The organism is Sphingobium sp. B2, from assembly GCF_007693735.1.
Classification (GTDB): domain Bacteria; phylum Pseudomonadota; class Alphaproteobacteria; order Sphingomonadales; family Sphingomonadaceae; genus Sphingobium; species Sphingobium xenophagum.
The window spans coordinates 389,860-401,603 of sequence record NZ_VDBZ01000001.1 but is presented as its reverse complement, the minus strand read 5'-3'; the positions used below and the strand labels follow the sequence as shown (position 1 = coordinate 401,603).

General features: G+C 64.4%; 6 protein-coding genes. 2 read left to right on the top strand and 4 right to left on the bottom strand.

Annotated features, from left to right (window positions below):
* Window positions 1–98 precede the first annotated feature (98 nt).
* Together FE851_RS02025 and FE851_RS02020 are read left to right on the top strand one after the other, a co-directional pair.
* Window positions 99–2,216, top strand: coding sequence for an autotransporter assembly complex protein TamA (locus FE851_RS02025; RefSeq protein WP_186378731.1), 2,118 nt, complete (start codon window positions 99–101; stop codon window positions 2,214–2,216).
* Entirely contained in the window at window positions 2,216–6,433 is a 4,218-nt protein-coding gene (locus tag FE851_RS02020; RefSeq protein ID WP_145199374.1) for a translocation/assembly module TamB domain-containing protein, read from the top strand. The genes FE851_RS02025 and FE851_RS02020 overlap by 1 nt, the downstream gene beginning before the upstream one ends.
* 119 nt (window positions 6,434–6,552) lie before the next feature.
* Here the strand turns inward: FE851_RS02020 and FE851_RS02015 are convergent, their stop codons facing one another.
* The 4 genes from FE851_RS02015 to FE851_RS02000 form a co-directional block, all read right to left on the bottom strand.
* Window positions 6,553–7,341, bottom strand: a complete 789-nt coding sequence (locus FE851_RS02015) for a transglutaminase-like domain-containing protein (RefSeq protein WP_145199372.1) — start codon at window positions 7,339–7,341, stop codon at window positions 6,553–6,555.
* Window positions 7,342–7,656: 315 nt separating this feature from the next.
* Window positions 7,657–8,730: a recombinase RecA gene (gene recA, locus FE851_RS02010; RefSeq protein ID WP_145199369.1), complete on the bottom strand. Its 1,074-nt coding sequence runs from the start codon at window positions 8,728–8,730 to the stop codon at window positions 7,657–7,659.
* Between the two features lie 99 nt (window positions 8,731–8,829).
* Window positions 8,830–9,186: a response regulator gene (locus FE851_RS02005; RefSeq protein WP_145199368.1), complete on the bottom strand. Its 357-nt coding sequence runs from the start codon at window positions 9,184–9,186 to the stop codon at window positions 8,830–8,832.
* 96 nt (window positions 9,187–9,282) lie between these two features.
* Window positions 9,283–11,712 (bottom strand): ATP-binding protein, encoded by a 2,430-nt coding sequence (locus FE851_RS02000; RefSeq protein WP_145199365.1) that lies wholly within the window; start codon window positions 11,710–11,712, stop codon window positions 9,283–9,285.
* Window positions 11,713–11,744 lie beyond the last annotated feature (32 nt).

The window sequence follows — 11,744 nt, the reverse complement described above, 5'->3', positions numbered from 1 at the left end:
GCGAATTGCCCGCCGGACGGAACCGCGGCAACTGCTTGAGCGTATTGCTGCTTTGTGGCCGCCTTCATGGCTGGCGACCAGAGGGGCGTGACGGACATATGATAATAAGACAGGCGCATCATGTCCGGCACATGTTGGGCCTTCTTATCGCGACCGCATCCCCCCTGCCGCTGTTGGCGCAGACGACGCCGCCCGCCACCACGCCTTCCTTGCCCTATGATGCGACGCAGGCTGAAGAACCGATCCTGCCGGACGACCAGTTCGAGGCGCGCCTGCCGCAGATGGAGGGAAGCGACCCCGCCAAGCCGCTGCCGTCGATCGACAGCTGGATCGACCAGCAAATGCCCTCGACCGGCGCGGAGGCGGAACTGCCGCCTGCCATCGAGCCGGCTGAGGAACAGGAACTTGCGCAACCGCTGCCCCCGCTGGACAGCGTAACCGTACCCGCCAACGTCGCGGCCGACAGCGACCCGAACGCAAAGCTGCCCGACGTCCGTTATGCCACCCGGATCGAGGGCTTTGGCAAGACGGGCCTCGAAGACGAATTTCGGGATGCATCCGCGCTGATCGACGGCGATGGCAAGGCAGAGACCGCCGCGATGGTGCAGGCACGGGCGCAGGAGGATGAGAAGCTGGCGGTACGGCTTTTCTATTCCGAAGGCTATTATGACGCGACCGCCCTCGCCAGCCTCGACCAGACCGGCGATGGCACGTTGACCGCCGTGATTACCGTGACGCCGGGCAAGCGCTACAAGCTGGGCGACATCATCGTGCAGGCCGGGCCGACCGTGCCGCCGGGGCTGGTGCGCGACAGCCTGCCGCTCAAGACCGGGGACTATATCGTCGCGACGACGGTCGAAGGCGCGGAGGCCAATGTCGCGTTGCGACTGCCCGAACAAGGCTATGCTTTCGCCAAGGTGGGGGAGCGCGACATATTGCTCGACCCCGCGACGGTGACGGGCGCCTATACCCTGCCCGTCGACACCGGGCCGCGCGGTACGTTCCGCAAGATTACCACCAGTGGCGACAAGCAGGCGTTCGGGGCCGATCATATCGAGGTGATCCGCCGCTACAAGCCGGGCGAGATCTATGACAGCCGCAAGGTCGATGATTTGCGCAAGGCGCTGGTCGCGACCGGCCTGTTTTCCAGCGTCGCGGTCGATCCCGTTCGCACCAACGAGGCAGGACCGGACGGGACCGAATATGTCGACCTGCACGTCGAACAGGCTGCCGGGCCGCCGCGCACGCTGGCGGGCGAGGTGGGATATGGCACCGGTCAGGGTTTCCGCGCCGAAGGGACATGGACCCACCGCAACCTGTTCCCGCCCGAAGGCGCGCTGATCGCTGGCGTGGTCGCGGGCACGCAGGAACAGGGCGTGTCGGGCACGTTCCGCCGGTCCAACGCGGGCAAGCGCGACAAGACGTTTCAGGCCGGCGCGCTGATCAACCATCAGAAATATGACGCCTATGAAGCCTTCACCGCCGGGCTGAACATCAGTTGGGCGCGGCAATCGACGCCGATCTTCCAGAAGCGCTGGACCTATACCTATGGCGCGGAAATCCTGCTGTCGAACGAACAGACGACGATCGATCCGGCAACCGGCCAGAACAAGCGGCTGACCTATTTCATCGGCGCGCTGCCGGTGCAGGTCGGCTATGACCGGTCCGACGATCTGCTCAACCCGACCAAGGGATTCCGCGCCAGTGTCCGCGTGTCGCCCGAAGCGTCGTTGCAGGGCAATGTTTCGCCCTATGTGCGCGGCACGTTCGACCTGACCGGCTATTATCCCGTGTCGGATTCGCTGGTCATCGCGGCGCGCACCCGGCTTGGCACGATCAGCGGCGTGTCGCGCGACGATGTCGCGCCATCGCGGCGCATCTATGCGGGCGGCGGCGGATCAGTGCGTGGCTATGGCTATCAGGAACTGGGGCCGAAAGATGTAAACAACGATCCCATCGGGGGCCGATCGGTCAATGAATTTGCGGTCGAGGGCCGGTATCGTTTTGGCAATTATGGCGCGGTGGCCTTTGTCGATGCAGGTCAGGTCTATAACAGCGCGATCCCGAAATTTTCCGACATGCGCTATGGCGTAGGCATTGGTGGGCGCTTCTACACCAATTTCGGCCCCTTCCGCGCCGACATTGCAATGCCGATCAACCGGCAGCCGGGCGAATCCAAATTCGCCGTCTATATCGGTATTGGGCAGGCCTTCTAATGACTCAGGATGACACCCCCGCCCAGACCGTCCCTAGCGAGGCCGTGATCGTGCGCGAAGGTCGCCCCTTGTGGCAGAAGATCGCGATCGGGGTCGTCGGCCTGATCGTGGCGCTGATCGTGCTGGTGGCGGGCCTGCTGCTGGGCCTCAACACCCAGCCGGGCAAGCGATTCCTGATCCAGCAGATCGCGGCGCTGAAACTCGAATCGGGCATGGCCATCGAAGTCGGACGGATCGACGGGTCGATCTATAGCGACATGGTGATTCACGATCTTGTGCTGCGCGATCCCAAGGGCGTGTTCGCGGTGTCCCCGCGCGTGCATGTCGTGTGGAAGCCGTTTCGTTATGTGAACAACCATATTTCGGTCAGCCTGCTGGAAACCCCGCTGGTGGTGCTGGCGCGCAGCCCGCAGTTCAACGCCACCCCGACCGATCCCAATGCCCCTATCCTGCCGGATCTGGACATTGACGTCGACCGGCTGAAGATCGGCAAATTCGTGCTGGCGAAGCCCGTCATCGGCCAGAAGCGCGAAATCGCGATCGACGGCGTGACCCATATCGCCGACGGCCGCGCGATCCTGTCTGCGGACGCGATCGTCGACAGCGGCGACCGGTTGCAGGCGAAGCTGGACGCGGTTCCGGCGCAAAATCGGCTGGCCATGAGCGGCACGCTGACCGCGCCAAAGGGCGGCGTCATTGCCGCCATGTCGGGCCTGACCGACGGGATGATCGCGACCCTGGATGGCAAGGGGACATGGCAGGCCTGGAACGGGCGCATCGTTGCGACCAGTCCCAAGGGCGAGATCGCCAACATCGCCGTCGCTGCGCGTGATGGCGCATTTACCGCCAAGGGTCCGATGCGCCCCGGCCTGGTCATGGCCGGCACGGTCGATCGCCTGACTGCGCCGCAGCTGGACGTCGACCTGTTTGCAGGCCTGAACGAACGGCGCGTCAACCTGAAGGCGACGCTGCGTTCCCCTGCCCTGTCCGCCGATGCGCAGGGCCTGGTCGATCTGGGCACGAGCCGGTTCAGCGCGCTGAAGATCAATGCGGCGCTGCTGACCCCCGGCGCGATCATGGAGAAGGTCAAGGGTCGCGACGTGCGCGCCGCCATTGTTCTGGACGGGCCGATGGCCACGCCGTTCATCGATTATGACATCAGCGCCAAATATCTGGCGTTCGACGCCACCGGCATCGAAAATCTGAAAGCCACCGGCCGTGCGGTGATCGACGCCGACCGCATCCGCATTCCCGTCAACGCCACCGCGAGCCGGGTGACCGGCCTTAACGCCGCGGCTGGCGGGTTGATGAACAATCTGCGGGTGAAGGGCGATTTCGCCTATGCCAGTGGCAGGTTGATCAGCGACAACCTCAAGATCGACAGTGACAAGATCGACGCGACCGCAATAGTCCTCGCTGATCTGGACAACGCCCTTTATCGCGGGGCGCTGAAAGGACGGGTCAATGACTACCGGATCGACGGCGTCGGCATCGTCAATCTGAACACCGATATAGAGCTGGTCCCCGGTCCCAAGGGCGGCTTTGGCCTGTCGGGCCGCTTTGGTGTGCGAACAGCGCGCTGGGACAATGCGTCGGTACGCGATTTCCTGGGCGGCAACGCCATCGCCACCGGGCGGATCGGCATGACGCCGGAGGGCAAGTTCACGCTCGCCGGGCTGAAGGGCGCGGCGCCCAATTTCACCATCCAGTCGGGTTCGGGCAGCTACGACACAAACGGCCAGATCGCGTTCGACGCTACCGCCGCCTCGCGCCAATATGGGCCGCTGGTGTTGACCGTCCGCGGGACGATGGAGCGACCGCAGGCGGTGTTGCGCGCGGCACGGCCCAATGTCGGCGTGCAGCTGAATGATGTGGTCGCGAAGCTGAACGGAGAGGCCGCAGGCTATCGGCTCGAAGCGACTGGCGGATCGCCCTATGGCCCCTTCTTCGCCAATGTGCTGATCCGCACCGCCGCTGGCCCGTTGACGATCGACATCGCCAAGGCCCGCTTTGCCGGGGTCGATATGGCAGGCACGCTGCGGCAGAGCGCGGCCGGTCCCTTTGCCGGTCAGCTGAGCCTGAACGGGTCGGGCATTACAGGCGCGGTGCGGCTGGCGGCGGTTGGCAAAGCGCAGGGCGTGGATGTGAACGCCACCGCCAATAACGCCAAGCTGCCGGGCGACGCAGACGTGATCATCGGCCGCGCCATCGTCAACGCCTCCATGGTGCTGACCGATCAGCCCCGCATCCTGGCCGACGTGCAGATCGCCAATGCTGCCTATGGCGACTATGTGGTACGCATGGCGCGCGCCAAGGTCGATTATCAGGGTGGGCGTGGCAAGGCGCAGCTGGTGGCCGATGGCTCCAGCGGCGTCCCCTTCTCGATCGCGGCCAATGCCGCGCTGCGCCCCGATCTTTATGCCGTGGCGTTACAGGGCAAGGCGGGCAATATACCCTTCCGCCTCGCCAACCCCGCGATCATCCGTACGGAGGCGGGGGGTTATCGACTGGAGCCGGCCACGCTGATCCTGCCGCAGGGCAAGGTCGATCTGGCCGGACGGTCTGGCGACAGCACGGCCATGCAGATGCGGTTCAAGGATTTTGACCTGGCGATCATCAACATGGCCTCGCCAGGACTGGGTATTGGCGGCAAGGCGACCGGGACGATCGACTATGTGCAGACCGGCAATGCTTTCCCGACCGCAACCACGCGGCTCGCCATCTCGGATTTCCGGCGCTCCAGCCTGACCGCCGTGTCCGATCCCGTGTCGATGAGCATGGAGGGCAAGCTGTCCAGCGCGGGCGGCGACCTGCGCGGGCTGATCCGGCGCGGTTCGTCGACGCTGGGACGATTCGTGGCAACGCTCGCCCCGCCCGGCCCCGGCAACAGCTGGAGCGAGCAGTTGCAGGCGGCGCCGCTGGGCGGTGGCATCCGCTATGCCGGACCGGCCGACATTCTCTTTTCCTTCGCGGGTCTTGCCGACCAGCAACTGACCGGCGGGCTGGCAGTCGCGGCCGATTTCAGCGGGCGACTGGCCGATCCGCGTATCAACGGCGTCGCCCGCGCCAATGCGCTGACCTATGAAAATGAGACGTTCGGCACGCGGGTCACCCAGATGAGGCTCGATGGCCGCTTCACGAACGACCGGCTGGAGTTGCGCGACTTTTCCGGTCGGGCAGGCGACGGCACGGTCCAGGCGTCCGGCACGGTGGGCCTTGCCGCCGACAGCGGGTTCCCGATGAATATCGCCATCAAACTCGACCGCGCCCGGCTGGCCCGAAGCGAAGCGATCACCAGCGTCGTCAGCGGGACGCTGGCCATCACCAACAGCGCGGCCAATGGCGGCCTGATCAAGGGCGACCTGCGCCTGCCCGAAACCCGCTACAGGGTCGCCTGGCAGGGTGGCACCGAGATTCGCCAGTTGCAGGGCGTGCGGCGCAAGGGCGAAGGCGCGGACATTCTGGACCAGCGCCAGGCCGCGCGTCAGGCGGCGGCAAAGCCCGCTGACTGGAAGCTCGACATCCGGGTGCGGGCCGACAATGAAATCTATGTCACCGGCATGGGGCTGGATTCGGAATGGAAGACAGCGATGCGGGTGACCGGCACCACCGCCAATCCGCGTGTGGTCGGCAAGCTGGAAGTGCTGCGCGGACGCTATAGTTTTTCGGGCAAGCAGTTCGACCTGGAACAGGGCGTCGTCACCTTTAACGGACCGATGCTGAACCCGGTGCTGGCGATCAAGGCGCAGACGCGGATCGACACGGTGACGGCGGGCATACAGGTGACCGGATCGGCGCAGCAGCCCGACATCGCGTTCATTTCCAATCCCACCCTGCCGCAGGACGAAATCCTGTCGCGCATATTGTTCGGCGATAATGTCGCCAACCTGTCGGCGATGCAGGCGGTGCAGCTGGCGGCGGCGCTCAACGGCTTGCGCGGCGGCAGCGGCGGGTTGAACCCGATGGGCAAGTTGCAGGGCGCGTCGGGAATTGACCGCATCGGCATTGTCGGCGGCGATGAAACGACCGGGCGCGGCACGAGCCTGGCGGTGGGGCAGCATATCTCCAACAATGTCTATGTGGAGGTGATCACCGATTCCAAGGGCTTTACCGCCACCCAGCTGGAGATTGCGCTGTCCAGGACGCTGAGCCTGTTGTCGAAGACCGGGACCAATGCCGGATCGTCGGCGAACCTGCGCTATTCCAAGGATTATTGAGGGGAGCGCGGGCATCGCGCTCTTGAGATTGCCGGTTCTGGCCGAACCTGTCGAAGCCCTGTCCTTACATCAAGCAGGACGACGCTTCGACAGGCGCAGGGCGAACGGGGATGGGCTGCCTAGCCCTCGTCCACGTGCGAGACGAGGATCGACTGGGCGTTCATCATGGCGTTGCCAAAGGCGGTCATGAAAGCGATGTCGGTGGCGTCGCGGCCGACCGCAATGCGGACCATGGTTTCGACCGGGGCGAGGCCGGTCGAATCGACGATGTGCCACGCGCCGTCGAGCCAGACTTCGACAACGGCATGGAAATCCGGCGGATCAAGGTCGAGGGCATAGACCGAGACGAGCCGGGCCGGAATATCGCGGGAGCGGATCAGCGCGGCGGTCAAATGGGCATAGTCGCGGCAGACACCCTGCTGGGCAACGAAGGTATCGGCGGCGGTGGTCGTGCCGTCGGAACTGCCGGGCACATAGATGAGATTGTCGTGCACCCAGTCGCGCAGCGCCGCGACCAGCGCGCCGCCCTCCAGATCGGGGAAATGGCCGCAGACGAAGCTGACGAAGCGGTCAGCCTCGCAATAGCGGCTGGGCCAGATGAAGGGCAGCACATCCTCCGGCAGGCTGGGCAGCGGGCTTTTGGCGAGGCTGGCAAGGTCGATCGTTGGCCGGTCGACATCGACGGTGGCGCGGTAGGTGCTGAGCATCCGTCCGGTGCCGGTGCGGGTCCAGGTGCGTCGGCCAACGCCGCTGCCGCCCACCTTGTTGGTCAATGGCCCGGCATTGTTGATGATGTGGGACTGGCTGACGATGCGCTGATCCGGCAGCGCGGCGGCTTCCACCGCCAGCAGCACATCGGTCGGTTCGGCGAAGTCATAGTCCAGTATCGCCTCGATCGCGACGCGCATCAGGGGAGCCTTTCAAAAGCGGGAAGGAGACGCGGTAACGCGCCAGCCGCCATTAGGGTGCAGAGCATTGCGAGGGCGCAGGCACGGCGCAAGTGCCGGACGCACTGAACCGCTTAACTTCGCATATTTCCCGGCAAATCGGACATTATCTTGCGCTGGCCCGATCCTATCGGAAAGTCGGCGTTGATGGAGCCGGACGGTAAAAGGCCCGCTGCGCAGGGGGTGCGCGGCGGGCCTTTTCAGTGCGTGAAGCGAGGGGCGGACGAGTTGCGCCAGAGATCGTTCCGGCTGATCGGGCCGGACGAGCATCTGCGCTTATTCGTCATCATCCTCCGCTTCGGATCCGGCCATCAACGCTTCGGCAACCTCTTCGGTCTTGCCCCGGATCGCCTTTTCCAGACGATCCGCCATCTCAGGGTGCGTTTTCAGAAATGTCTTGGCGTTTTCACGACCCTGGCCGATGCGGACAGAGTCGTAGGAGAACCAGGCGCCCGATTTCTCCACGATCCCGGCCTTGACGCCCAGATCGAGGATTTCGCCGATCTTGGAGATGCCTTCGCCATACATAATGTCGAATTCGACCTGCTTGAACGGCGGGGCGACCTTGTTCTTGACCACTTTCACGCGGGTCGCATTGCCGACAATATCTTCGCGATCCTTGATCTGGCCGGTGCGGCGAATGTCGAGGCGGACCGAAGCGTAGAATTTGAGCGCATTGCCGCCAGTCGTGGTTTCCGGATTGCCGTACATCACGCCGATCTTCATCCGCACCTGGTTGATGAAGATCACCATGCATTTGGAGCGCGAGATCGAGCCGGTCAGCTTGCGCAGCGCCTGGCTCATGAGGCGCGCCTGAAGGCCGACATGGCTGTCGCCCATTTCGCCTTCGATTTCCGCCCGCGGCACCAGCGCGGCGACCGAGTCGACCACCAGCACGTCGATGGCGTTGGAGCGCACCAGCGTATCGACGATTTCCAGCGCCTGTTCGCCCGTGTCAGGCTGCGACACGATCAGTTCGTCAATGTCGACGCCCAGTTTCTTGGCATAGCCCGGATCGAGCGCATGTTCCGCGTCCACAAAGGCGGCGGTACCGCCATTCTTCTGCGCTTCGGCGATGGCGTGCAGCGCCAGCGTGGTCTTGCCCGAACTTTCCGGGCCGTAAATCTCGATAATCCGCCCCTTGGGCAAGCCGCCAATGCCAAGAGCGATGTCGAGGCCGAGCGAGCCAGTCGAGATGGCTTCAATCTCGATCTTTTCCCGGCTGCCCAGCTTCATCGCAGAGCCTTTGCCAAAGGCCCGGTCGATCTGGGCAAGCGCGGCGTCCAATGCTTTTTGTCTGTCCATAGTCCCGTTCTTCTTGGAATCGATGAGTGTGAGCATAGCGGACATCGGCCTAATCCCTGTCAAGCGGACTGCGTCGATTCTCTCGGCGCCTGGCGATGATGTATCCTGTTTGTTCTAATAGAACAAGAGGGGAACGGAAATTTCCTATTCGCCCAATATTTTTCCCAACGCCCGCTCGACCGCGCCGATGGTGAAGGGCTTGGCAAGCGTGGGGCGGTCGGCATGATGGGTCGGCCGATCGTCGGCCATGCCGCCCGTCGCAAAGACGCAAGGCACGCCTTTCTGGACCAATATGTCAGCGACGGGCCAGCTTTTCTCACCCTGCAAATTGCAGTCGAGCAAGGCCGCGTCAAAGCCGCCGTCGCGCGCATGGGCGCAGGCTTCGTCGACCGAAGCGGCAACCGCATGCAAGCGATAACCCAGCGCGTCGAGATAATCTTCCAGCATCATGCCGATCATCGCTTCATCCTCGACGATCAAAATGCTCTTGCCGTCCGACATGCCGTGGCGATCCCCTGTTGATACGCGCATGCGCTAACCCATCGGTGCGGGAATGGACAGGATAATTACCTTGATCAAGCACAACTTATTCGAGGGTCATTCCGCCACGGGTCGTGTCGCCAGTGCGTCCCGCGCCGCTTCGGCCAGTTGGTTGACCGAGAAGGGCTTGGGGAGGAAAGCGACGTTGGCGATGTCGATCGACTTGCGCAATTGCTCCTCGGCATAGCCCGACATGAACAATACCGGCAGGTCGGGGAAAGCGCGACGCGCCTGCGCCACCATGGCGGGGCCGTCCATATTGGGCATCACCACGTCGGAGATCAAAAGGTCGATCGCGACATCGCCCGCCAACACTTCCAGCCCCTGTTCGCCGTCGCTGGCGGTCAGCACGGTATAGCCCTGCCGCACCAATGCCCGTTCCGCGACGGCACGGACCATGTCCTCATCCTCCACCAGCAGGATGGTGCCGGTGCCCCATGTCTCGCTGCGTCTGACCGGCGGCTTGACCGGCGCGACGTCATTCGCATCGGACCCGGCATAGACAGGCAGGTAGATGACGAAGCTGGCGCCCCGCCCCAGTTCGGATTCGGCAAAGATGTAGCCGCCCGACTGCTTGACGATGCCATAGACGGTGGACAGGCCAAGGCCGGTCCCCTTGCCCAGTTCCTTGGTGGTGAAGAAAGGCTCGAAAATCTTGGCCAATATGTCGGGCGGGATGCCAAGCCCGGTGTCCGACACGCGCAGCGCGGTATAGTCCCCCGCCGGCAGGATTTGCTGGCGCATTTCGCGCACCTTGATCGTGGGCACGGCATAGGTCTGGATATTGAGCGTGCCGCCTTCGGGCATGGCATCGCGGGCATTTACCGCCAGATTGACGATCACCTGTTCCAGCTGGCCGGGATCGGCGCGCACCGCGCCCAGATTGCGCCCATGGCTGACGTCCAGCTTCACATTTTCGCCCAGCAGGCGTTTCAAAAGATTGGAGACGTCCGCCACGATGTCGGGCAGTTGCAGGATCTGGGGCCGCAGCGTCTGCTGGCGCGAAAAGGCGAGCAACTGCCGGGTCAGGCCAGCGGCTCGATTGCTGTTCGATTTGATCTGCTGAATATCGTCATAGTCGCTGTCGCCGGGCGTGTGGCGCATCAACATCAGGTCGCAATGGCCGATGATGGCGGTCAGGATATTGTTGAAATCATGCGCGACGCCGCCCGCCAGCTGGCCGATCGCCTGCATCTTGGTCGCCTGCGCCACCTGCCGCTTAAGCTTGGATTCTTCGCTATTATCCTTGAGCGAAAGGAGTACCGCCGCCTCGCCCAGCCCGCGCACGCCAGCCAGGCTCAATGCGATCGGCTCGTCAGGCTGGTCCCGCATACGCACGGCTATGTCGCCCGACATTTGCGGCCCCACGGCAAAGCGCCGCACCGCGTCGGCCACCGCCGCCTGATCCTCCCGCACCACCAGATCGCCGGGATAGCTGGGCTTGTCACCGGGTTTGAGGCCCGCGACCCGCGCAAAGGCATTATTGAGGAACAGCACCCGCCCGTCGCGGTCGGCCATGGCCAGGCCAAAGGGCAGCAGCGACAGCAAGGTTTCGATGTAGGAAAGCGCCGACGTGCCGCCGCCGCCCGCCGGTTCGTCGATCAGCAGCAGCAGCATCGGCCCGTCCTGCGCGCTAACCTGCGCCGACATGCCGTTGCCCTGCGTCACCCGCTTCAACGGCACCTGTAGCAGGCGCAGCGGCAGGCCGCCCTGCTCTTCGCGCGCCAGGAACAGCCGCCCCTTGTCATCCACGCGCATATGGCCGGCGAAATCGCGCCCGGTGATATTGGCGTCGATCCGCCCGGCGGCGCGCAGCAGGAAGGCGCCATTGGCGGCGCGGATGCGACCTTCGCCGCCGATCATCACCGCCATCACGCCCGCCTCGCCCAGCTGGCGGCCCGCTTCGCCGGTCAGGAAGCGGTTGACGTCGTCCAGTGCGCTGGGCTGGCGCACCGGGGCAAAGCGCCAGAGCAGATAATCCTCGGCCCGGCCGGTACGCACCACCTCCGCATCCAGCCGCAGCGCGCCCTGCGCGATCCCGCCGACCTTCGCCTCCCCATCGCGCCAGGCGGCACGGGCAGCGACCGACAGGCTTTCGGTGAGCGCCGGATCGCCGGTGATGCCGGGCGGGGTGGGATAGCCGGCGAACCATTCGCCAAACAGATCGCTGGCACAGACCAGCCGCCCGGCGCGATCGGTAACGGCGATCGCCATGCTGGATGCGTCAGCGGCGGCGCGGGCGACCGTCCAGTCGGGGATCGCTTCCTTGTCGGAAAGTTGCGGCGGATAAAGGCGGCGATACCAGGCCATGAGCGCCGCGATGGTGAGGACAGTGGCCGCAAATCCGCCGGCCAGCAGCCAATTGTCGATCGCATAGAAAATCAGCCCGGCCGAAAGCGCCGCCGCCAGCAGCAACAGCGGCAGGGCAAAACCCGATCGCGACTGGGTCAGCCACGCATCCCCATTGCTGTTCACCCGCGCGGCCATGGGCGGCCCTTCCCCTGCATCGACACTGTCAA

What these genes read in the sequence shown, in the direction of transcription:
- FE851_RS02025 (WP_186378731.1), top strand. Translation starts at nt 99, where the DNA reads ATGATAATAAGACAGGCGCATCATGTCCGGCACATGTTGGGCCTTCTT.
- FE851_RS02020 (WP_145199374.1), top strand. Translation starts at nt 2,216, where the DNA reads ATGACTCAGGATGACACCCCCGCCCAGACCGTCCCTAGCGAGGCCGTG.
- FE851_RS02015 (WP_145199372.1), bottom strand. Translation starts at nt 7,341, where the DNA reads ATGCGCGTCGCGATCGAGGCGATACTGGACTATGACTTCGCCGAACCG.
- recA (WP_145199369.1), bottom strand. Translation starts at nt 8,730, where the DNA reads ATGTCCGCTATGCTCACACTCATCGATTCCAAGAAGAACGGGACTATG.
- FE851_RS02005 (WP_145199368.1), bottom strand. Translation starts at nt 9,186, where the DNA reads ATGTCGGACGGCAAGAGCATTTTGATCGTCGAGGATGAAGCGATGATC.
- FE851_RS02000 (WP_145199365.1), bottom strand. Translation starts at nt 11,712, where the DNA reads ATGGCCGCGCGGGTGAACAGCAATGGGGATGCGTGGCTGACCCAGTCG.